Below are 20,205 nucleotides of genomic sequence, written 5' to 3' on the forward strand. Positions count from 1 at the left end.
CGCCGGTTCGACCTCGTAGACTCGCCCAGATGACCGCTTCCGGCCCGTATCGCCGTCGTTCGGCGCGGGTCCTGCTGGTCGACCGCGACGGCCGGCTTCTCCTCCTGCGCTTCCGGTTCCCGGCGAACCGACCGGCACGCGGACACGGCTGGATCACGCCGGGCGGTGGAGTGGAGGCCGGTGAGTCGTTGCCCGCCGCCGCGGCCCGCGAGTTGCGCGAGGAGATTGGTCTGGCGGTCGACCCCCGCCGTCTGGGCCGGCCCGTCGCGTACCGCGTCGAAACCGGCGATCGCGGTGGGATGAGCGGGATATTCCGCGACGACTTCTTCCTGCATCGCCTCGACCGCCACCGCGTCGACGTCGACCGGATGGAACCGCACGAGCGGGACACGCACGCGGGGCATCGCTGGTGGACGCTCGATGATCTGGCCTCGACCAGCGACGTCGTCTACCCGGTCGGTCTGTTCACACTGCTGGCCGACATCCTTGCCGACCGCCTTCCGCCGTACCCCAGCCGCCTGCCGTGACGGGCGTGTGCATATACCGCTAGTCGGTATATGCTTCCGGTGTGAGTGAATCTCCGCTGCGGGAGCCGACGTTCCTGATCCTCACCGCGCTGACCGAGGAGCCCCGGCACGGCTACGCGGTCATCGAGGACGTGCTCCGCATCTCCGACGGGCGGGTCCGGTTGCGCGCCGGCACCCTCTACGCCGTGCTGGACCGACTGCGGTCCGACGGCCTGATCGAGGTCGACCGGGAGGAGGTGGTGCAGTCCCGGCTGCGCCGCTACTACCGGCTCACCGCGCTGGGGGCGACCCGGCTCGCCACCGAGGTGGACCGGCTGCGCCGGCACGCCGACACCGCCGGCCGCCGGTTGCGCGCCGCCGGGCTGCTGCCCGAGGGAGGGCTCTCATGAGCGGGTCGCTGGAGCGCCGCTACCGGCGGCTGCTGGCCGTCCATCCCTGGGCCCATCGCCGGGTCTACGAGGAGGAGATGCTGGCCGTGCTGATGGCGGGCGCCAGGCCGGGGCAGACCCGCCCGGGTCTCGCCGACACGGTCGACCTGGTGGGGGCGGGGCTGCGGGCCCGGCTGCGGGTGGGCGCACGGGGGTTCACCGAGCCGGCGTGGGCCGACGCCGCCGCCGTCACCGGGTTGCTGGTGGCGCTGGTGCTCACCGCCGCCGCCGGGAAGAACGTGCTGGACCAGATCCTGGTCGACCCGTCCCTGCCGCCGCCGTTGCGACCACCCGCGCCGGACCCGGTCGACTGGCTGCGTCTGGTCGGCTGGGCGGTGGTCGCGGTGGCCGCGGCGGTCGGGCTGCGCCGGATCGCCACGGGCGTGGCCTGGGCCGGGGTCGCCGGCTGGGTGGTGCTGGTCGGGCCGGGCGCGGTCGAGCAGCCGGGATACGTCGTGGACACCCTGCCGCAGTTCGCCCTGGCCGTGGTCGCCGCCGCGGCGCTCACCGTGGCGGCGCCGCCACGCCGGGCGGTGCGCGTGCTGGGCCCGCGTCGACTCGCGGCACTGGTGGCCGGGACGGTGTCGGTGGTGGGCCTGCTGGAGTTGAACCGGGTCACCAGTCCGCTGTTCGGCGGGGGCGAGGTCAGCTACGAGAGCTTCTACGGGCTGAGCGCCGGCAGCGAGCCGGTGATGAACCTGTACCTCGCCGGCCTCGCGGCGGCGGGCCTGGCGGTCGCCGTACCGGTGCTGCGGCTGACCCCGGCGGTGCGGCGGCGGATCGTGGTGCTGCTGGCGCCGGTGGCCGCCCTCGCCCTGGTGATCGACAGCGCGTTGGCCGGCTGGACGACCTCCACGGTCCACCTGGGGCACGTCATTCCCCTGGTCGGCGCCCAGTGGGCGATGCTGGCGCTCGTCCCGCCGATCACGTTCCTGGCCGGGGTGCTGCTGGTCCGGCGACGCGAGGAGACGCAGCGGATGGTGGCGCTGGGGCGCGCCGCCGACCGGGAGCGGCCGGCCGGCTGACGTGTCCCGGAGTTTCCCCGCGCGCCGGCCAGGGTAGGCCCACCCGGAACGACCCTGACCCTGTGCGTGGAGGCCCTTCGATGAGAGACAACTTCGGTGACGCGGTGGGCGACGCGTTCCGCTCGGTGATGCTGTTCCTGCCCAAGGCGGTCGCGTTCGTCGCGATCCTGGTCGCCGGCTGGCTGATCGCCAAGGCCGTGCTGAAACTGGTGGACAAGGTCCTCGAGCGGGTGCACTTCGACCGGGCGGTCGAGCGCGGCGGGATCAAGACCGCGCTGGCGCGCTCGAAGTACGACGCCAGCGACATCGTCGCCAAGCTCGCCTACTACGCGGTGCTGCTGGTCACGCTCCAGCTCGCGTTCGGCATCTGGGGCCCGAACCCGATCTCCGACCTGATCGCCGGCGTGGTCGCCTGGCTGCCCCGGGCGTTCGTCGCGATCGTCATCGTGGTGGTGGCCGCGGCCATCGCCCGCGCGGTGAAGGACATCATCTCCAGCGCCCTCGGCGGCCTCTCCTACGGCCGGGTGCTGGCCAACCTCGCCTCGGTGTTCATCCTCGGCCTCGGCGTCATCGCCGCGCTCAACCAGATCGGCGTCGCCACCGCGGTGACCACGCCGGTGCTGATCGCGGTGCTGGCCACCGTCGGCGGCATCCTGGTGGTGGGCGTCGGTGGCGGGCTGGTCCGGCCGATGCAGAGCCGGTGGGAGAGCTGGCTGACCCGGGCCGAGGAGGAGTCCCGGACCATCGCCACCCACGCCCGCGCCTACCAGGCCGGTCGGCGTGACGTGGCGGCCCGGCTCGCCGCGGACCGCGAGGCCGAGCTGACCCGGCCGGCGGCCGGGGACGCCGAGGCGGACCGCACCCAGCCGGTGCCGGCGTACGCGGGTTCGGCCGAGCCGACCCAGGTGGTGCCGACGCACACCGGCGGCGACGCGGCGGCGGCCGCCGGGGAGACCACCCAGGTCATCCCGGCGCTCGCCGACTCCGAGCGCACCCCGCCGACCACGCCGCGCCAGACCACGGCCGAGCAGGCCGCGGACAGCGAGGCGACGATGGTCATCCCGCCGGCGGACGCGGACAAGTTCCGCCGCTGAGCCGAGCGCGCGACGACCGGGGCGGGATCCGAGCGGATCCCGCCCCGGTCGCCGTTCAGCCGACGTACGGCGTGTCGGCCCGGCCGCGGCGCAGGGTCCGGGCCCACCAGTCGAGCTGGCGCAGCATCCCGGCCAGGCCCGCCTCCGCCCGCTCGGGCCGGCGCAGTTCCCCGTGCTCGTCGAACGCCGCGTGCACGTCGGGGATCATGACGCCGGTGCGCACGGTGCTGACGTGCAGTTCCGCCAGCACGGCCCGTAGCTGCTCCACCGCCCGCAGGCCACCGGACGCGCCGCCGTACGAGACGAAGCCGAGCGGCTTGGCCCGCCACTCGACGTACGCGGTGTCGAGAGCGGTCTTCAGCGGACCCGGGTAGCCGTGGTTGTACTCGGGCGTGACGACGACGAACGCGTCGGCGTGGGCGATCCTCTTGGTGAACCGCTCGGCGTCCCCGCCGCCGGCCAGGTCGCCCGGCAGGTCGAGGTCGGCCAGGTCGATGTGGTCCACGTCGGCGGGGTGGCCGTCGAGTCGCCGCAGGAGCCAGCGGGTCACGGTCGGGCCGATCCGGTCGGGCCGGACGCTGGCGGTGATGACCGCCAGCGGGTACGGGGCGGGCCGGTCAGGCACGGCGTCCTCCGGCGGCGGCCCGCAGTTCGACGTCGGGGGCGACGGCGGCGCCCGCGTCCGGCGCGGGCAGCGAGTCCAGCAGCGCCCGGATCTCGGCCGGGTTCAGGGCGAGGCCGAACTCGCCGGCCAGCGCGTCGGCGTACTCCTCGTCGGTCAGTGAGCGGGACCGGGCGGGGTGGCCGGGGATCTCCCGCGCGTACTCGCGGTCGATGAGCCGGCGCACCGACTCGTCGTCCTTGCGGACGACGACGCGCTGCCGGGTGAACGGCGAGTGCGGGCTGGTGGCGGTGTTGTGGTTGGCGACCTCGACGTCCACCGGGTACTGCGGCTCCTCGGTGAAGGTCAGCAGGCTGACCCAGTCGCCGGTGGTCCGCTCCTGCAGCCGCCACGCGCCGTCCAGGCCGTGCCGCAGCCGGTACTCCCACCGGCCCTGCCGCCGGGGCTCGTCCTCGACCAGCGGCAGCGGCTCGAGCAGGCCGGAGCCGAAGCCGACGTCGGCGAGCCACACCCGGTCGCCGTCGTCGACCCGCAGCACCAGGTGTGAGCGCGGGCGCGGGCTCTCGGCCGGGTCGCCGGTGCGGGCGAGCAGCCGGTCGACCCGGTAGCCGATGCGCTGGAGCACCGCGCCGAAGAGCACGCCGTGCTCGTAGCAGTAGCCGCCGCGCCCGGCCCGGACGAGCTTGTCCTGCACCCGGGGCAGGTCGACCTCGACGCCCCGGCCGAGCATCACGTCCAGGTTCTCGAAGGTGATCGCGGCGACGTGCGCCCGGTGCAGGGCGCGCAGCGTCGCTCCGTCCGGCGTGACGGGTCCGCGGTGGCCGACGCGACGCAGGTACGCGTCGAGGTCGAGCGCGTCGACTGGCCAGTGCGCGGCCGGGTCGACGAGTCCGAGCGGGGTGGTGGGTGGTCGGTTCACGTCAGGGTCCTTCCTGCTCGGCGCGCCGGCGCGGGGCCGGTGCTGGAGCGGACGACGAGGTGGGTGGGGAGGGTGACCCGGTTCGGGGTGCCGGCCGGGTCGAGCAGCATGCGGGCCATCAGCCGGCCCTTCTCGGCGATCGGCTGGCGCACGGTGGTCAGCCCGACCGCCGCCGCCAGCGGCACGTCGTCGAAGCCGGTGACCGAGAGGTCGTGCCCGACCCGCAGGCCCCGCTCCGCGGCGGTGTGCGCCACGGCGGCGGCGAGCACGTCGCTGTCCGCGACGATCGCGGTCGGCCGGTCGCCGCCCGCCAGCAGCGCCGCCGCGGCCGTGTGGCCGGAGCCGGTGGCGTTGCCGCCGCCGCTGACCACCCGCAGGCGGGCGCCGGGCGGCAGGGCGTCGCGGACCCCGGCCAGCCGGTTGCGGGAGTACGGGTAGAGCGTCGCCTCGTCCACCGTCGGGACGAGTCGGCCGGGTGGATCCGGCGCCGCGACCACCATCGCCAGGTCGCGGTGACCGAGGTCGACCAGGTGCCGGCCGACGGTCCGGCCGGCCTGCCGGTCGTCGATCAGCACGCAGCGGGCGGCGCTGGACTCGGCGGAGAGGACCAGCGGGAGCGAGCGGTCGGCGAGCGCCCGGACGGCCGGGTGCGCGTCGGTGAGCCCGTCGGCCACCGCGCCGTCGATCACCGCGCGGTGCACGGCGTCGAGCGACTCGCGGACCTGGACGTCGGTGAGCCCGGCGACGACCGGCGCGAACGGGATGAGCACCAGGCTGGTCCGGCCCGCCGCCAGGGTCTCGGCGAGGCCGCCGAGCAGGTCCAGGACGTAGGGGTCGCGGAACGCGTACGCCAGTTCGGTGGTCAGGATGACGCCGACGGCGTTGGCCCGCCCGGTCCGCAGCGACCGCGCGGCGGCGTTCGGGCCGGCGTAGCCGAGGTCCCGGGCGACGGCCAGGATCCGGGTCCGCACCTCGGCGGAGAGCCGCTGCGGCCGGTTGAAGGCGTAGGAGACCGCCGCCGTGGAGACGCCGGCCGCCTCGGCGACGGACCGCAACGTGACCCGGGAACCCATCCCGCACCTCCCGCTGTTAATCGATTAACAGAGTGCCGCGCCCGCGGGCCCTCGTCAAGCCGTGGGTCCGGTTAGGATCGTCGGTATGACCTGGCGATGTTGATCCCCGCCTGACCGACGAGGCCGCGGGCCACCGCGGACACCACGCACTGCGACAGGTGTCCGTCACGTCCCGTGGGAAGGCCTCATGCTCGTCACACCTGCCCGCGTGCCCGCGACCCGCCGCCTGGCGGCGACGCTCTACGGCTACGCGTTCCTCACCGACCTCGTCCTGCTCTACCCGCTCTACGTGCTGCTGTTCGCCGACACCGGGCTCTCGGTCGGGCAGATCTCCTCGCTCTTCGTCCTCTGGTCGGCCGCCGGCATCCTGCTGGAGGTGCCCTCCGGGGCGTGGGCCGACGCGTTGTCGCGCCGGTTGCTGCTCTGCCTGGCGCCGCTGCTCGCCGCCGCCGGCTTCGCGCTCTGGGTGCTGCTGCCGTCCTACCCGGCGTTCGCCGCCGGGTTCCTGCTCTGGGGCGCCGGTGGCGCGTTGCGCTCCGGCGCGCTCGAGGCGCTGGTCTTCACCGAGCTGGACCGCCTCGGCGCGGCCGACCGGTACGCCCGGCTGATCGGCCGCACCCGCACCGCCGAGGTGCTCGGCGCGGTCGGCTCCGGGGTGCTCGCCGGGCCGGTGTACGCGCTCGGCGGCTACCTCGCGGTCGGCGCCGCCAGCGTGCTGACCTGTCTGCTCGCGGCCGTCGTCGGGTCCCGCCTCCCGGAGCACCGCTCGCCGGCGGGTGCGGATGCCGCGCCGGGGGAGCGGCCGGACGACGACGAGCCCGGCTGGTGGGACAGCCTGCGCGGGGGGCTCGCCGAGATGCGGGCCGACCGCGCCGTCCGCGTCGCCGTGCTGCTGGTCGCCGCCGTGGCCGCGGTCTGGGGCGGGCTCGACGAGTACACCGGGCTGCTGGCGCGCGACACCGGCGTCACCGAGGCGACAGTGCCGCTGCTGCTCCTGCTGCTGTGGGGTGGGATGACCGTCGGCGGGCTGCTCGCCCCGTGGGGAGAGCGGCTGTCCCACCGGGGGTACGCCGGCCTGCTGGTCGTCGCGGCGGCGGCGATGGCGGGCGGGGCGCTGCTGCGCCACCCGGCCGGCTTCCTGCTGCTGGCTCTCGCGTTCGCCGCCTTCCAGCTCGCCACCGTGCTCGCCGACGTGCGGTTGCAGGCGCGGATCACCGGCGAGGCCCGGGCCACGGTCACCTCCCTGGCCGGGATGGCCACCGACCTGACCACCGTCGCGTTCTACGGCGGGTACGGGCTGCTGGCCGGCGCGCTGGGCAACCCGGCCGCGTTCGCGGTGGCCGTGCTGCCGTACCTGCTGGTGGCGCTCTGGCTGCTCACCGATCGGGGGTGAATTACCGGAAAGACGAACAAGAAGGGCACTCGTCACTACGGTCGGTCCGGTGACCCTGGAAGCAGAGCGCACTCTGCGCGACGAGGACCTGACCGGGCTCGCGGAGCTGGCCGCGCAGCTGCGGGTGGACGCGATCCGGTGCAGCACGATGGCCGGCTCCGGCCACCCCACCTCCAGCCTCTCCGCCGCCGACCTGCTGGCCGTGCTGGTCGCCCGGCACCTGCGCTACGACTGGTCCTTCCCCGGCAACCCCGGCAACGACCACCTGATCTTCTCCAAGGGCCACGCCTCACCGCTCCTGTACGCGGTGTTCCGGGCCGTCGGCGCGATCAGCGAACAGGAGCTGTTGGAGACCTATCGCAGGGCCGACTCGCGCCTGCAGGGCCATCCCACCCCGGTCCTGCCCTGGGTGGACGTCGCCACCGGCTCGCTCGGGCAGGGCCTGCCGGTCGGTGTGGGCGTGGCGCTCGCCGCGCAGTATCTCGACCGGTCACCGGCGCACGTCTGGGTGCTCTGCGGCGACAGCGAGACCACCGAGGGCTCGGTCTGGGAGGCGCTGGACAAGGCCGGTCACTACGGGCTGCGCAACCTCACCACCGTCGTCGACGTCAACCGGTTCGGCCAGCGCGGCCCGACCGAGCTGGAGTGGGACCTGGACACCTACCGTCGGCGGGTCGAGGCGTTCGGCTGCCGGGCGATCGTGGTCGACGGCCACGACCTCGGCGCGGTCGACGAGGCGTACGAGCAGGCCCGGCACGCCACCGGACCGACAGTGGTGCTGGCCCGCACGGTCAAGGGCAAGGGCGTACCCGAGATCGAGGACGACCCGTCCTGGCACGGCAAGGCGCTCGACCCCGAGCGGGCCGACCGGGCCGTACGGGCGCTCGGCGGGCCGCGCCGGATCCGGGTCGCCGGACCGAGGCCGTTCACCGTGCCGCGCGCCGAACCGGTCGCGCACCGCCGGCCGGAGCTGCCCCGCTACGAACGCGGCGCGACGGTCGCCACCCGCGACGCGTACGGCGACGCGCTGCGCGCCCTGGGCGCCGCCCGGCCGGACGTGGTCGCCCTCGACGGGGAGGTCGCCGACTCCACCCGGGCCGACCGCTTCGCCGCCGCGTACCCGGACCGGTTCTTCCAGATGTTCATCGCCGAACAGCAGCTGGTCGCCGCCGCCGTCGGCCTGGCGGTCCGCGGCCGGCGGCCGTTCGCGGCCACCTTCGCCGCGTTCTGGTCCCGGGCCTACGACTTCATCCGGATGGCCGGCGTCTCCCGCGCCGACATCGCCCTGGTCGGCTCGCACGCCGGCGTGGAGATCGGCCCGGACGGCCCGTCCCAGATGGGGCTGGAGGACGTCGCCGCGCTGCGCGCGGTGCCCGGCTCCACGGTGCTCTGCCCGGCCGACGCGGTCTCCTGCGCGGCCCTGGTCGCCCAGCTGCCGGACCGTCCCGGGGTGTCCTACCTGCGTACCACCCGCGGTGCCTACCCGGTGCTCTACGACGACGGCGAGGCGTTCCCGATCGGCGGCAGCCGGGTGGTGCGCGACGGCGGCGACGTCGCGCTGCTCGGCGCCGGCGTCACCGTGCACGTCTGCCTCGCCGCCGCCGACGAGCTGACCCGGGAGGGGATCGACGCCCGCGTGGTCGACCTCTACTCGATCAAGCCGGTCGACCGGGACCGCCTGCTGGAGACGGTCCGGGACACCGGCGGCCGGCTCGTGGTGGTGGAGGACCACTACCCGGAGGGCGGCCTGGGCTCGGCCGTGCTGGAGGCGCTGGCCGACCTGGCCGAGCCGGTACGCGTCCAGCACCTCGCGGTACGCGGACTGCCCGGCTCCGGCACCCCGACCCAGCAGCTCGACCGCGCCGGCATCGGCGTGCACGCGGTCGTCGCCGCCGCGCGCGCCCTGGCGTAAGGCGTAAGGCGGGGCCCCCGCTTAACGCATTCGGTAGAGGAGGGGGCCCCGCTTAACACCCCTGCCCGGCTCCGCTCAGCTGGCCAGGTGCAGGAACGACCACTGGTGGCCGTCGAGGTCCCGGAAGCCCCGCATGTAGAGGTAACCGAGATCCTGACCGGGCCCGAGCGCCGTGCCGCCCGCCGCGCTCGCGCGGTCCACCAGCGCGTCGACCTGCTCGCGCCGCTCCACGCCCAGCCCGACGATCACCTCCCGCGCGGCCGCGGTGTCACAGGCCGGCACGCCGGCGAACGCCGCGAAGGCCGCCGCGGCGTGCAGGACCAGATGGGTGCCGCCGAAACTGAGCTGCGCGCTGTCCGCGCCCGGCGGGTGAGGCGTGGCGGTGAAGCCGAGCGCACTGAAGAACGCCGCCGCGGCGTCCAGATCACGGACCGGGAGGTTGACGTACGTGGCGCCGGTCATCGGGCCGCCTCCCGCTCCAGCAGGTCCTTGAGCGCGCCCAGCCGGTCGCGCCAGTACGCCTTGAGCCGGTCGGCCTCATCCGCGTCGGTCAACTTCTCGTGCAGCACGGCTACCCGTGCCTTCGACCCGGTCACCGGCGTCAGACCGACCACGATCCGGCTCGGTCCGCCGGCCCAGTCCGCCCGGAACGTCTTCGGCGCGGTGGCGGTGCGCACCCGCACCTCCACCCCGGGCAGCCAGCGCCGGCGCGTCGGTTCGTCGGCGAACGCGTGGAACAGCGTCTCGACCGGTACGGCGACCGTCCGGCTGCCGGTCGCCTCGAACCCGCCGCCCCGGCGCTGGCCGGGAGCGCGTAGTCCGCGCGCCTGTTCGTAGCCGACCGTGACGGTCTGCGCCCACCAGCCCGGCACCCCGTGCTCGTCGGCCAGCCAGCGGGCCGTCTCGGTGTGCGTGCGAGCGACCGCGCCCCACGCGTCGAGCCGGGCGAACCATCCGGCCCAGTCGAGGCCGGTTCGCTCGCGCAGCAACGCGTCGGAGATCCGGTCCTGCTGGGTCCGCCCGGCGGCTCGCGGCCCGGTCGGCGACCGGTGCGCCCCGGCCTTGGTGAGCAGCTGCCGGCGAGCGATGGTGTAGCTCTCGCCGGTCTTGTCCATCCGGGTGCGTACCCGGGTCTTGAACGACTTCTGACGGGTCATCGCGCGCTCCCTGTCACGGCGCGGCCGGGGAACTCACGCTTCCGTCGACCAGGCCGTGTGCGGCTGACGCGCAGGCGGTCAGGTGTCGCGTCCCGAGGACTCAGGGCCCCCTTTGCCTCCGTGGACCGGCGGCGTGAGCGCCGGGGTGGAGGTGTGGCGCGGGACGGCGCTGGCCCCAGTGTAGACCGGAGCGCCGCAGCCGTCACCGTCACTCCGGCAGCGCGTCGAGGTAGACCCAGCGGCCTTCCTCGCGGGCGAAGCGGCTCCGCTCGGCCAGTACGCCGGCCCGGCCGCCCTCGCGGTAGTGCGCCCGGAAGCGGACCGTGCCGGTGCTGTCGAACAGGCCACCCTGCCCGGTCTCCAACACCTCCAGCCGGGTCCACCGGGTGCCCGGGTCCAGCTGCACCCGCGCGGGCCGGGTGCGGGAGTGCCAGCTGTGCCGCAGGTAGTCGGCGTCGCCGAGGGCGAACGCGCTGAACCGGGACCGCATCAGCGCCTCGGCGGTGGCCGCCGTCGCTGCGCCCCGGTGCACCGGGGCGCAGCAGTCCTCGTAGGGCCGGCCGGAGCCGCACGGGCAGGCCGTTGCGCGTGTCACCATCCGACGATTCTCGCCCGCCGCCGGAACGTGCGAGGAGGGGACCCCGCTTGACGCATCCGGTTAGAAGGGGCCCCATCTATACCCAGCGCGTTAATAAGGGGCCCCTCCTTACACCTGCGGGGCGGCGGGCGGCAGCGCGGCGCACTAGGGTCCGGGGAGCATGAGCGTGAGTCCGACGCGGCGTGACCTCGATCCGGAGCAGGTGCGCCGCTACCTGACCGCCTCGCTCGGCCCGGCCGCCGAGGCCGCCGACTGCGGGCCGTTGGCCGGCGGGGGGTTCGCCGCGGTGTGGTGGGCACGCCTCACCGACGGCCGCGACGTGGTGCTCAAGGTCGGGCCGCCGCCGCACGTGCCGCTGCTGCGCTACGAGCGCGACATGATCGGCGCGGAGGCGCGTTACCTGCGCCTGGTGGCTGCCCGGGCGCCCGGGGTGCCGGTGCCGTCGCTGCTGCACCACGGTCGCCACCCCGACCTGGGCGACTGGCTGCTCACCGCGCGCCTGCCCGGCCGTACCCTCGCCGACCTGACCCGGGCCGGCGCGGACGTCGGGCCGCTGCGGGCGGAGTTCGGCCGGGCGCTGGCCGCGCTGCACGTCGTCACCGGCGACCGGTACGGCTACGACGGCGGCCGTGCCGCCGCGGCCACCTGGCGGGACGCCTACACCGCGATGGTGGACGACCTGCTCGCCGACGCGGCGGACTGGGCGGTGCCGCTGCCCGCGCCCGCGACCCGGATCCGGGAGCTGGTCGCCCGGCACGCGACCGTCCTCGACGTGGTACGCCGGCCGGCGTTGCTGCACTTCGACGGCTGGGCCGGCAACGTGCTGGCGGTCGACGGGCCGGACGGGACTCCCCGGCTCAGCGGCCTGGTCGACGGCGAACGGCACCTGTGGGGCGATCCGCTGCTGGACCTGGTGTCGCCGCTGCTGTTCCGCCGCGCCGAGGACGAGCCGGACGATCCGCTGGTGCGGGCCTACCGGGCGGTGGCGCCGTTCCCGCTGGACGCCGGCGCGCGGCGGCGGCTCGGCCTCTACCGGCTGCACCTCTATCTGCTGATGACCGTGGAGATGCCCAGCCGAGCCATCACCGCCGAGTCGGACCCGGGTCGGGTCGCGCTGTTGGCCGAGCTGCTCGACGCCGAGTTGTCCGACCTGGCCCGGCCGGTCACAGCCAACCCGAGCGGCGGAACAACCGGTGCAGCGTCACCGCCAGCGTCGCCATGAGCAGCAGCGCGCCGCCGTAGCCGTAGCGCCAGTGCAGCTCCGGCATGTGCGCGAAGTTCATCCCGTAGACGCCGGCCACCGCGGTCTGCGAGGCGGCGATCGCCGCCCACGCCGCGATCCGGCGCATGTCGTCGTTCTGCTCCACGGCGAGCTGCGCCAGCCGGGACTGCACCAGCGAGGTGAGCAACTCGTCGTAGGCGCCGATCCGTTCGACCGCCCGGGCCAACCCGTCGGCCACGGCGGCGAAACGGTGCCGTAGCGCGGCCGGCGGGCCGCCGTCGGGGGAGTCCAGCAGCGCGCGCAGCGGCGCGGTCAGCGGCAGCACCGCGCGTTTGAACTCCACCACCTCCCGCTTGAGCTGGTAGAGGTGCTGGATGTCGGCGCCGTGCTCGCGGGCGAAGACGCTCTCCTCGACCCGCTCCAGGTCGCGCTCCAGGTGTTCGGCGACCTCCAGGTAGAGCTCGACCATCCGGGCGCAGACCGCGTACCCCACCGCCCACGGCCCCTGGGCCAGCACGTCCGGGCGGCGCTGCACCTCCTCGCGCACCGGCGCGAGCGCGCCGGTGGCGCCGTGCCGCACGGTCAGCGCGAACCGCTCGCCGAGGAACACCAGCACGTCGCCGGTGTCGACCACCTCCGAGGTGGCGGTCAGCTCGGTGTGCTCGACGTAGCCGGCGCTGCGCAGCACCAGCAGCGTCACCTCGCCGTAGCGCCGCACGGTGGGCCGGTGCCCGTCGGCGAGCGCCTGCGCCACCGCCGCCTCGTCGAGCCCGAACGTCCGCCCGACCGCGGCCAGCACCGCGGCGCCGGGCTCGTGCAGCCCGAGCCAGACGAAGGTACGCCGGCCGCGGCGCGCCCGGTCGTACGCGTCGGCGTAGTGCGGCCGGCCCGGCTCCCGCCGCCCCGCCACGTAGACCGCGCAGTCGACCACCGCGTCGGGGTTCACCCGGCGCGGGCGGGGCACGGTCGCCTCGTCGCGCCGCAGCAGCCGCCCGACGAGGACGGGCAGCCGTGGCCGCCACCGGATCCGGTCCACCGCAACCTCCGCCCGCCGGGAAACCGACGGCCTACCGTACGGCCCGCCGGCGCCCCGGCGGTGTCCGGCCCGCGTCAGCGGACGGCGGTGGCGAAGACCACGATGTTGTCGGGATAGCTGCCGGTGCGCGGGTTGAACCGCCCGCCGCAGGTGATCAGGCGCAGCCGGGCCGCCGCCCCGCCGCCGTACACCCGCTCGGTGGGGAAGCGGTCCTTCGGGTACGCCCCGACACCGTCCACGGTGAACGCCGCGGTCCGGCCGTCGGCCCGCACGATCCGCACGGTGTCGCCGGGGCGCAGCCGGCCCAGGTCGAAGAAGACCGCCGGTCCGCGTTGCGAGTCGACGTGCCCGACCAGCACCGCGTTGCCGGCCTGGCCGGGCGCGGGACCGGGGCGGTACCAGCCGGCCACCTCCGGGCGCTCCAGCGGCGGCACCTCCAGCGCGCCGTTGTCGTCGGTGGCGACCGGCACGATGTCGGCGTCGACGCCGATGCGGGGGATGGTGATCCGGACCGGTGCCGAGCGGGGGAACGTCGGGCCGGCGGAGCCGGGCTGCTCGGTGGCCGGTGCGGCGGAGGTGCCGGGTTGCGGCGGCGACGCCGAGGTGCTGCCGAGGCCGGCCGAGACCAGTCCGACGCCGGCGGCGCCGGCGAGGGTCACGGCGGTGACGACGACAGCGGTGCGGGCCCGCGACGGCCGGGCCGTGCGGCGGTTCGACGAGGACACCGGTTCCACCTCCGTCCGACGTGGACGCGGTGCCCGCGCCGGTCGGGCCGGCGCGGGCGATCCACTGGGTGAGCCGTTCAGGCGGTGGCGCCCGCCCGCCGCCGGCGACGAAGGAGGACGTACGTCCCGCCGGCGACCGCGCCCGCGGCCAGCGCGCCACCCGCGACCAGGACTCCGGTGTCGCCGTCCCGGCCGCCGGCGCCGGCCTGCGCGCCGCCGATCGGGGTGACGGTGAACGTGGCGCTGCCGCCGTCGCTGCCGTCGCCGCAGGTGGCGGCGACCGTGTACGTGCCGAGCGTGAACCCGGCGGTGAACAGTTCGGCGCTCAGCCCGCCGCCCGCGGCGGCCGTGGTGGATCGGACGTTCTGGTCGCGGTCCGGTCCGGTGACCCGGAAGATCGCGTCACCGGCGTTCGGGTTGCACGTCGTGGTGAGCACGACCGTGCCGCCGACCGGGGTGGTGGCGGGTGAGACTCTGGTGTCCGCCAGTGCGGCGGCCGGGAGCAGCAGTGTGCCGAGGCCCACGCCGACCGCCGCCGATCCGAGAAATGACTGTGCCTTCATCCGCGTCTTCCCTCACTTTTCGTCCGCTGTCTGCGTGGGACGTCGTTCGGGTGGCCAACTCCGTGACTAGCACCGGTGTGGCCAACACTAGGAGGGTTGCGACGGTCACTGGGGGTAATTGAGAAATCTTCGTTGCCGTCCGGTGTTCCCCGTCTCGCCGCCCACGACGGACATGCCGCCCCGACCGGCGCAGAGCGGACGAAAGCTCATCGGGACGGGCGTTCGGGCCGGACCAGCCCGGTGTCGTACGCCAGCACCACCGCCTGGATCCGGTCGCGCAGGCCCAGCTTGGTGAGGATCGCGGAGACGTGCGTCTTCACGGTGGCGGTGCTGAGGTGCAGCCGGGCGGCGATCTCCGCGTTGGACAGGGCGCGCGCGGTCAACGTGAGCACCTCCACCTCGCGGGCGGTCAACGCGGCCAGGGCCCGCTCGGCGGTCGGCGCCGGGCCCGGCAGCCGGCCGGCGAACCGGTCCAGCAGCCGCCGCGTCACGGTCGGGGCCAGCAGCGCCTCGCCCCGGGCCACCACCCGCACCGCCTCCGCCAGGTCGGCCGGGCGGGTGTCCTTGAGCAGGAAGGCGCTCGCCCCGGCCCGCAGCGCCGCGTAGACGTGCTCGTCGACGTCGAACGTGGTGAGCATGACGACGCGGGCGGGGCTGCCGGCGGCCACCAGCTCGCGGGTCGCGGCGATGCCGTCCTGCCGGGGCATCCGCACGTCCATCAGCACCACGTCGGGCCGGGTGCGCGTGGCCACCGCGACCGCCTCGACGCCGTCCGCCGCCTCGCCCACCACGGTCAGGTCGGGCCGCGCGTCGAGGACCATCCGCAGCCCGGCGCGGATCAGCTCCTGGTCGTCGGCGACCACCACCCGCACAGTCACAGGCCACTCCTCGCGCTCACCGGACCATCTTCCGTTCGCGACTGCGGGGCTCGCTCCTCGCGCTCACCGGACCGCTCCCACCGGGAGGTCGGCGCGCACGCGGAAACCGCCGGCCGGCAGCGGGCCGGCGTCGAGCGTGCCGCCGAGCAGCCGGGCGCGCTCCCGCATGCCGACGATGCCGCGCCCGCCGCTCGTGCCGGGCCGGCGGGCCGCCGCCGAGCCGTCGTTCACCACCTCCAACCGCAGCACCCCGTCGCCGTAGCGCACGTCGACATCGGCGCGCGTGGCGTGCCCGTGCCGCAGCGCGTTGGTCAGCGACTCCTGCACGATCCGGTACGCCGACAGCTGCACCCCGCCGGGCAGGGCCTCGCAGTCGCCCTCCCGGCGCAGCGTCACCGGCAACCCCACCGCCCGGACGGCGTCGGCCAGCGCGTCGAGCTGCGCCAGGCGCGGCTGCGGCCCGTCCGGGTCGGACCCGTCGTCGGCGGTCAGCGCGTGCAGCATGGCGCGCAGCTCGGTCAGCGCCGAGCGGGCCGCCGCGTTGATCGACCCGAGCGCGGCGCGCGCCTGTTCCGGGTGCTGGTCGAAGACGTCCTCGGCGGCGACGGCCTGCACCGCGATGACCGCCACGTGGTGGGCGACCACGTCGTGCAGCTCCCGGGAGATCCGCTCCCGTTCGGTCGCGCGCACCTGCCGTTCCCACTCGCAGCGCCGCTGCTCCCGGGCCCGCATCACCTCACCGACGGACCAGCTGAAGCCGAGCGCGAACAGGGCGAGCAGCAGGTCGCGCCAGTTGCCGGTGGCCAGCTTCCAGGGCGTGGGCGCCACCAGCAGGCCGAGCGCGACGAGCGAGAACCGGGGCGGGCGCAACCGCGCCACGTAGGACAGCGGCGCGGCCACCAGGCCGAGCCAGCCGAGCGCCGGGCAGAGCGCCTCCAGGCCGACGCCGGCCAGCGCGGCCAGCGCGAGGGCGTACCCGGGTCGGTGCCGGATCCACAGCAGACAGCTGGCCTGCAGCGCGGCGAGGCCGACCGCGACGGCGGTCCCGCCCGCCGTCGCCGGGCCGAGGTCGGAGGTCAGCAGCACGAGCAGCGACACGGCGAGGACGACGGCGGCGATGCCGCCGTCGATCGCCAGCAGCGCGGTCCGGGAGCGGGACGGGCACCTCATGTCCGGATGCTAGGCCGCCGGTCCGCCCGTGTTCATCGGCCGCGAGACGGAGATCCGGCCGGGTCCTGGTCCCCGCGACGGAGCGGGGAACCGGTCCGTCGCGTGATCCGCGCGACGCCCGGCCGGCCCTAGCGTTGCGGCAGTCGATTCCGCCGCACCGGAGGTACGCACCGATGGAGACCGCGATCCCGAGCAGCACCGCCCGTCCCGTCCGCCGCCGCGACCGGCTGCTCACGGTGCTCGCCGCCACCGTGGCCACACTGGTGGGCTGGGTCGTCGCGGTGCCGCTCGCCGGGGTGGAGCTGACCGCCCGCAGCGGCGGCGGCGAGCAGCGGGTCGGACCGGTGGCGGTGGCGGTGAGCACGCTGCTCGCCGGGCTGGCCGGTTGGGCGCTGCTGGCCGTGCTGGAGCGGTTCACCGGGCGGGCCGGGACGGTCTGGACCGTGGTCGCGGTGCTGGTGCTCCTGCTGTCCCTGCTCGGGCCGGTCGGCGGGGGAGTGGGTCGGGCGGCCACGCTGACGCTCGTGGCGCTGCACCTGCTCGCCGGCGCCGTGCTGGTGCCCGGCCTGCGGCGAACCGCGGTCCGCTGACCGGGTGGTCGGGACCGCCGTCACGGGGGCGCACGGTCCCGGCCCCGGCCGCCGGTCAGCCCGCCGCGACCGGCTCCGGCAGCGGCTCGCCGGTCTCCAGCAGGCTCTTGAGGCTGGCCAGCAGCTCCGGCCAGCCGCCGCTGCCGTCGAGCTGGCCGCTGATCGCCCGGTGCATCTCGCTGTCCGGCGAGAAGTCGTCGTGGACCACGGTCAGCCGGACGGTCTCGCCCTGCGGAGCGAGGTCAAACGTGACCTTCGACCGGCGCTCGCCGAGCCGGGCGGCCAACTCCTCGGCGGACCATCCGAAGTGCGCCGCGTGCTCCGCCTGGAAGCCGTGCCAGGTGTACGCGAGCCGCCGGTACGGCTCGGCGACGAGCACCCGCTGGCCGAGGTCCTTCGGCTCGCCGTCCGGCGTGTCCTGCCAGCGCACCGGTGAGCCGGGCCGCCAGTCGGAGACCAGCGTGACGCCGCCCCAGTAGCGGCGGGTGAACGCCGGTTCGGTCAGGGCCCGCCAGAGCCGCTCGGGTGTGGTCCGGACGTAGGTGGTGTAGACGAACGTGGGGCTCTCCATGGGCTCCCTCTCCAGTGCGGTCCGCAGGTCGGCGAGGGCGCGGGCGCGCTCCCGGTGGTAGCGGCCGATCCAGCGGTCGGCCACCGCGTTGATCGGAGCGGCGTCGAGGTGGTGCAGTTTCTCCCGCCCCCGCCGGGTGGTGGTCACCAGGCCGGCGGCCTCCAGCACGGCGAGGTGCTTGCTCACCGACTGCCGGGTCATGTCCAGCCCGGCGCACAGCTCGCGCAGGCTCTGGCCGCTGCGGGCGTTCAGGCGGTCGAGCAGGCGCCGTCGGTTGGTGTCGGCCAGTGCCCGGAACACCTCGTCCACCCGTCACCCCGCTCCTCGAAAGGGCAACCATCAGGTTGCCCTTTCGGAGAATAGGCACCCCCGAGGTTGCCTGTCCAGTCCGATGCTAGCCTCCTAGGACGCTCAAGGCGATGTGAGCCGGCGAAAATATCTCCGCCGCGATGTCGAGAACCGTGCGCCGGCTCCGTCCCCGGTTCGAACGCGGCCAGAATGGGTCGCACCCGCACCGAGGAGAAGCACCATGGCGAAGTACCTGCTGCTGAAGCACTATCGCGGCGGCCCGGCCCCGGTCACCGACATGCCGCAGTTCGACCGGTGGACGCCGGAGGAGTTCTCCGCACACGTGCGGTACATGAAGGACTTCGCCGCCCGGCTGGAGTCCTCCGGCGAGTTCGTCGACTCGCAGGCGCTCTCCCCGGAGGGCACGTTCGTCCGCTACGACGGCGAGGGGCGCCCGCCGGTCACCGACGGGCCGTTCGCCGAGACGAAGGACCTCATCGCCGGCTGGATGGTGATCGACGTGGACAGCCACGAGCGTGCCCTCGAACTGGCCGCCGAGTTGTCCGCCGCGCCGGGACAGGGCGGCGCGCCGATCCGGGAGTGGCTGGAGCTGCGCCCGTTCATGACCGACCCGCCCACCGTCACGGAGTGACCTGACTCGATGGACGAGGCGATGCTGCGCAGCCTCACGCCGGGCGTCCTCGGCGTCCTCGTCCGCCGCGGAGCCGACTTCGCGGCGGCCGAGGACGCCGTGCAGGACGCGCTGGTCGAGGCGCTGCGCGTCTGGCCGGACGACCCGCCGCGCGAACCGAGGGCGTGGCTGGTCACGGTGGCCTGGCGCCGGTTCCTCGACACGGCCCGCGCCGACGCCGCCCGCCGCCGACGCGAGGACCTCGTCGACGAGGAGCCGGCGCCCGGGCCGGTGCCCGAGGCCGACGACACACTCCGGCTCTACTTCCTCTGCGCCCACCCGTCGCTGACCCCGTCGTCCGCGGTCGCGCTCACCCTGCGCGCGGTGGGTGGGCTCACCACCCGCCAGATCGCCCGGGCGTACCTGGTGCCCGAGCCGACCATGGCGCAACGGATCAGCCGGGCCAAGCGCACCGTGACCGGCGTACGGTTCGACCGGCCGGGCGATGTCACGACCGTGCTGCGCGTGCTCTACCTGGTGTTCAACGAGGGCTACTCCGGCGACGTGGACCTCGCCGCCGAGGCGATCCGGCTCGCCCGGCAGCTCGCGACCGTCGTCGACCACCCCGAGGTGGCCGGGCTGCTCGCCCTCATGCTGCTGCACCACGCCCGCCGGGCCAGCCGCACCGGTCCGGACGGCGACCTGGTGCCGCTGGCCGACCAGGACCGCCGCCGGTGGGACACCGGCCTGATCGCCGAGGGGGTGGAGATCCTGCAGACGGCCCTGTCCCGGGACCGGCTGGGCGAGTTCCAGGCCCAGGCCGCCGTCGCGGCGCTGCACGCCGACGCGCCCACCGCCGCGGAGACCGACTGGGTGCAGATCGTCGAGTGGTACGACGAACTGGTCCGCCTCACCGACAGCCCGGTGGTGCGGCTCAACCGCGCGGTGGCGGTCGGCGAGGCGGACGGCCCCCGGGCCGGGCTGGCGGCGCTCGCGGCGCTGGACGACACCCTGCCCCGGCACACCGCCGCGGCGGCCTACCTGCACGAACGTGACGGCGACTGGTCGACGGCGGCCCGGCTCTACGCCGAGGCGGCCCGCCGGGCCACCAATCTGGCCGAACGCGACCACCTGACCCGCCAGGCCGCCCGCCTGAACACCCGGTGACCCGGGCCGGTGGGCTCCGGTGGCGCGCCCGGCCGCACGCTAGCCTGCGGGCATGGATCTGGGGCAGGACGGCGAGCGGGTGGCCGTCTCCCTCGCGCACCGACTCGACCGGCTGACCTTCGAGGATCTCTCGACCGACCAGGTCACCACCCGGCTCGTCGACGCCGTGGTCGAGTGGGCGACCGGGGAGGGGTGGCGGGTCTACCGTCGGGCGGCGAGCGTGCTGCCGTTGCCGCCGCCGATGGAGGGGCGGCAGTCGGTGCTCGACGTCGCCTGCGCCCGGCCGGACCGTCCGCCGGTCGTCGTCGAGGTCGACCACACCGATCGTCGACGGACCGTGGAGAAGCTGCTGGCCGAGGCCGAGGCCGGGCGGATCCCGATCTGGCTGCGCTGGGGCGTACCCGGGTTCGCCGCGCCGCCCGCGCCGATCCGGATGGTGACGGTCGAGGTGTCCCGCCGCAACGGTCCGGCCGGCCAGGGTCGGCGCTACTCGCGGCGTCCGGTGGCGGACCTGCCGGCACCCGCGCACTCGGTGACGGCGGTCGGCCCGACGGTTCCGTTCGCGTTGCCGATTCCCCTCCCCGGCGAGCCCGACTGAGGGTCGAAGGACCGGCTG

General features: G+C 75.2%; 23 protein-coding genes. 11 read left to right on the top strand and 12 right to left on the bottom strand.

Features of this window, described 5'->3' with window-relative positions; all coding sequences use genetic code 11:
• Positions 1–29: 29 nt before the first annotated feature.
• The 4 genes from GA0070213_RS02835 (at position 30) to GA0070213_RS02850 (ending at position 3,074) form a co-directional block, all read left to right on the top strand.
• Positions 30–527 (top strand): NUDIX hydrolase, encoded by a 498-nt coding sequence (locus GA0070213_RS02835; RefSeq protein WP_091056461.1) that lies wholly within the window; start codon positions 30–32, stop codon positions 525–527.
• Positions 528–568: 41 nt separating this feature from the next.
• Positions 569–916: a PadR family transcriptional regulator gene (locus GA0070213_RS02840; RefSeq protein WP_091056464.1), complete on the top strand. Its 348-nt coding sequence runs from the start codon at positions 569–571 to the stop codon at positions 914–916.
• A complete protein-coding gene (locus GA0070213_RS02845; RefSeq protein ID WP_091056467.1) occupies positions 913–1,980 on the top strand; it encodes a hypothetical protein in 1,068 nt (355 codons plus the stop codon). The genes GA0070213_RS02840 and GA0070213_RS02845 overlap by 4 nt, the downstream gene beginning before the upstream one ends.
• A gap of 80 nt (positions 1,981–2,060) precedes the next feature.
• Positions 2,061–3,074: a mechanosensitive ion channel family protein gene (locus GA0070213_RS02850; RefSeq protein WP_091056470.1), complete on the top strand. Its 1,014-nt coding sequence runs from the start codon at positions 2,061–2,063 to the stop codon at positions 3,072–3,074.
• A 55-nt stretch (positions 3,075–3,129) separates the two neighbouring features.
• On the opposite strand, the gene GA0070213_RS02855 is transcribed toward GA0070213_RS02850, so the two are convergent.
• From GA0070213_RS02855 to GA0070213_RS02865, 3 genes are read right to left on the bottom strand one after another with little or no spacing between them, the layout of a single operon-like run.
• On the bottom strand, positions 3,130–3,699 hold the full coding sequence (locus GA0070213_RS02855) for an NADPH-dependent FMN reductase (RefSeq protein ID WP_091056473.1): 570 nt from the start codon (positions 3,697–3,699) through the stop codon (positions 3,130–3,132).
• Positions 3,692–4,615 (bottom strand): arylamine N-acetyltransferase family protein, encoded by a 924-nt coding sequence (locus tag GA0070213_RS02860; RefSeq protein WP_091056476.1) that lies wholly within the window; start codon positions 4,613–4,615, stop codon positions 3,692–3,694. The genes GA0070213_RS02855 and GA0070213_RS02860 overlap by 8 nt, the downstream gene beginning before the upstream one ends.
• Positions 4,612–5,688: a LacI family DNA-binding transcriptional regulator gene (locus tag GA0070213_RS02865; RefSeq protein WP_091056478.1), complete on the bottom strand. Its 1,077-nt coding sequence runs from the start codon at positions 5,686–5,688 to the stop codon at positions 4,612–4,614. The genes GA0070213_RS02860 and GA0070213_RS02865 overlap by 4 nt, the downstream gene beginning before the upstream one ends.
• Positions 5,689–5,875: 187 nt before the next feature.
• Here GA0070213_RS02865 and GA0070213_RS02870 point away from each other — a divergent pair, with 187 nt between their 5' ends.
• Entirely contained in the window at positions 5,876–7,081 is a 1,206-nt protein-coding gene (locus GA0070213_RS02870) for an MFS transporter (RefSeq protein ID WP_091056481.1), read from the top strand.
• 49 nt (positions 7,082–7,130) lie between these two features.
• A complete protein-coding gene (locus GA0070213_RS02875) occupies positions 7,131–8,993 on the top strand; it encodes a transketolase (RefSeq protein ID WP_091056484.1) in 1,863 nt (620 codons plus the stop codon).
• A gap of 75 nt (positions 8,994–9,068) precedes the next feature.
• On the opposite strand, the gene GA0070213_RS02880 is transcribed toward GA0070213_RS02875, so the two are convergent.
• From GA0070213_RS02880 to GA0070213_RS02890, 3 genes are all read right to left on the bottom strand, one after another.
• The gene (locus GA0070213_RS02880; RefSeq protein WP_091056486.1) at positions 9,069–9,455 is read right to left on the bottom strand and encodes a VOC family protein; all 387 of its coding nucleotides are present in this window, start codon (positions 9,453–9,455) and stop codon (positions 9,069–9,071) included.
• Positions 9,452–10,150 (bottom strand): hypothetical protein, encoded by a 699-nt coding sequence (locus tag GA0070213_RS02885; RefSeq protein WP_245716226.1) that lies wholly within the window; start codon positions 10,148–10,150, stop codon positions 9,452–9,454. The genes GA0070213_RS02880 and GA0070213_RS02885 overlap by 4 nt, the downstream gene beginning before the upstream one ends.
• A 208-nt stretch (positions 10,151–10,358) precedes the next feature.
• Positions 10,359–10,748, bottom strand: a complete 390-nt coding sequence (locus tag GA0070213_RS02890; protein WP_091056489.1) for a YchJ family protein — start codon at positions 10,746–10,748, stop codon at positions 10,359–10,361.
• Positions 10,749–10,908: 160 nt separating this feature from the next.
• Here GA0070213_RS02890 and GA0070213_RS02895 point away from each other — a divergent pair, with 160 nt between their 5' ends.
• On the top strand, positions 10,909–11,970 hold the full coding sequence (locus GA0070213_RS02895) for a phosphotransferase (protein WP_091056492.1): 1,062 nt from the start codon (positions 10,909–10,911) through the stop codon (positions 11,968–11,970).
• Here GA0070213_RS02895 and GA0070213_RS02900 read toward each other — a convergent pair.
• The 5 genes from GA0070213_RS02900 to GA0070213_RS02920 form a co-directional block, all read right to left on the bottom strand.
• Positions 11,912–13,006, bottom strand: coding sequence for a magnesium and cobalt transport protein CorA (locus GA0070213_RS02900; protein WP_091056495.1), 1,095 nt, complete (start codon positions 13,004–13,006; stop codon positions 11,912–11,914). The genes GA0070213_RS02895 and GA0070213_RS02900 overlap by 59 nt on opposite strands.
• Before the next feature lie 74 nt (positions 13,007–13,080).
• Positions 13,081–13,731, bottom strand: a complete 651-nt coding sequence (locus tag GA0070213_RS02905) for a class F sortase (protein ID WP_091056736.1) — start codon at positions 13,729–13,731, stop codon at positions 13,081–13,083.
• A 77-nt stretch (positions 13,732–13,808) separates the two neighbouring features.
• Positions 13,809–14,294 carry a hypothetical protein gene (locus GA0070213_RS02910; protein ID WP_091056498.1) on the bottom strand — a complete coding sequence of 162 codons (486 nt, stop codon included), beginning with the start codon at positions 14,292–14,294 and terminating at the stop codon, positions 13,809–13,811.
• 206 nt (positions 14,295–14,500) lie between these two features.
• Positions 14,501–15,172, bottom strand: coding sequence for a response regulator (locus GA0070213_RS02915; protein WP_091056501.1), 672 nt, complete (start codon positions 15,170–15,172; stop codon positions 14,501–14,503).
• Between the two features lie 63 nt (positions 15,173–15,235).
• A complete protein-coding gene (locus tag GA0070213_RS02920; RefSeq protein WP_091056504.1) occupies positions 15,236–16,342 on the bottom strand; it encodes a sensor histidine kinase in 1,107 nt (368 codons plus the stop codon).
• Positions 16,343–16,515: 173 nt separating this feature from the next.
• Here GA0070213_RS02920 and GA0070213_RS02925 point away from each other — a divergent pair, with 173 nt between their 5' ends.
• Complete coding sequence (locus tag GA0070213_RS02925) at positions 16,516–16,932, top strand: DUF6069 family protein (RefSeq protein ID WP_091056506.1); 417 nt, start codon at positions 16,516–16,518, stop codon at positions 16,930–16,932.
• 55 nt (positions 16,933–16,987) lie between these two features.
• Here GA0070213_RS02925 and GA0070213_RS02930 read toward each other — a convergent pair whose 3' ends face one another.
• Positions 16,988–17,812, bottom strand: a complete 825-nt coding sequence (locus GA0070213_RS02930; protein WP_091056509.1) for an ArsR/SmtB family transcription factor — start codon at positions 17,810–17,812, stop codon at positions 16,988–16,990.
• Positions 17,813–18,032: 220 nt separating this feature from the next.
• Here GA0070213_RS02930 and GA0070213_RS02935 point away from each other — a divergent pair, with 220 nt between their 5' ends.
• Genes GA0070213_RS02935 through GA0070213_RS02945 form a run of 3 tightly spaced genes read left to right on the top strand, consistent with a single transcriptional unit; the run spans position 18,033 to position 20,187 of the window.
• Entirely contained in the window at positions 18,033–18,443 is a 411-nt protein-coding gene (locus GA0070213_RS02935) for a YciI family protein (protein ID WP_091056511.1), read from the top strand.
• Positions 18,444–18,452: 9 nt separating this feature from the next.
• Positions 18,453–19,589 (top strand): RNA polymerase sigma factor, encoded by a 1,137-nt coding sequence (locus GA0070213_RS02940; protein ID WP_091056514.1) that lies wholly within the window; start codon positions 18,453–18,455, stop codon positions 19,587–19,589.
• 52 nt (positions 19,590–19,641) lie between these two features.
• Complete coding sequence (locus tag GA0070213_RS02945; protein WP_091056517.1) at positions 19,642–20,187, top strand: hypothetical protein; 546 nt, start codon at positions 19,642–19,644, stop codon at positions 20,185–20,187.
• The last annotated feature ends 18 nt before the right edge of the window (positions 20,188–20,205 follow it).

The sequence above is a fragment of the Micromonospora humi genome (genome assembly GCF_900090105.1).
Taxonomy (GTDB): Bacteria; Actinomycetota; Actinomycetes; order Mycobacteriales; family Micromonosporaceae; genus Micromonospora; species Micromonospora humi.

Coding starts and splice junctions, on each gene's coding strand:
- GA0070213_RS02925 (WP_091056506.1), top strand. CDS start 16,516: ATGGAGACCGCGATCCCGAGCAGCACCGCCCGTCCCGTCCGCCGCCGC.
- GA0070213_RS02940 (WP_091056514.1), top strand. CDS start 18,453: ATGGACGAGGCGATGCTGCGCAGCCTCACGCCGGGCGTCCTCGGCGTC.
- GA0070213_RS02890 (WP_091056489.1), bottom strand. CDS start 10,748: ATGGTGACACGCGCAACGGCCTGCCCGTGCGGCTCCGGCCGGCCCTAC.
- GA0070213_RS02895 (WP_091056492.1), top strand. CDS start 10,909: ATGAGCGTGAGTCCGACGCGGCGTGACCTCGATCCGGAGCAGGTGCGC.
- GA0070213_RS02885 (WP_245716226.1), bottom strand. CDS start 10,150: ATGACCCGTCAGAAGTCGTTCAAGACCCGGGTACGCACCCGGATGGAC.
- GA0070213_RS02945 (WP_091056517.1), top strand. CDS start 19,642: ATGGATCTGGGGCAGGACGGCGAGCGGGTGGCCGTCTCCCTCGCGCAC.
- GA0070213_RS02865 (WP_091056478.1), bottom strand. CDS start 5,688: ATGGGTTCCCGGGTCACGTTGCGGTCCGTCGCCGAGGCGGCCGGCGTC.
- GA0070213_RS02850 (WP_091056470.1), top strand. CDS start 2,061: ATGAGAGACAACTTCGGTGACGCGGTGGGCGACGCGTTCCGCTCGGTG.
- GA0070213_RS02935 (WP_091056511.1), top strand. CDS start 18,033: ATGGCGAAGTACCTGCTGCTGAAGCACTATCGCGGCGGCCCGGCCCCG.
- GA0070213_RS02835 (WP_091056461.1), top strand. CDS start 30: ATGACCGCTTCCGGCCCGTATCGCCGTCGTTCGGCGCGGGTCCTGCTG.
- GA0070213_RS02845 (WP_091056467.1), top strand. CDS start 913: ATGAGCGGGTCGCTGGAGCGCCGCTACCGGCGGCTGCTGGCCGTCCAT.
- GA0070213_RS02870 (WP_091056481.1), top strand. CDS start 5,876: ATGCTCGTCACACCTGCCCGCGTGCCCGCGACCCGCCGCCTGGCGGCG.
- GA0070213_RS02920 (WP_091056504.1), bottom strand. CDS start 16,342: ATGAGGTGCCCGTCCCGCTCCCGGACCGCGCTGCTGGCGATCGACGGC.
- GA0070213_RS02910 (WP_091056498.1), bottom strand. CDS start 14,294: ATGAAGGCACAGTCATTTCTCGGATCGGCGGCGGTCGGCGTGGGCCTC.
- GA0070213_RS02880 (WP_091056486.1), bottom strand. CDS start 9,455: ATGACCGGCGCCACGTACGTCAACCTCCCGGTCCGTGATCTGGACGCC.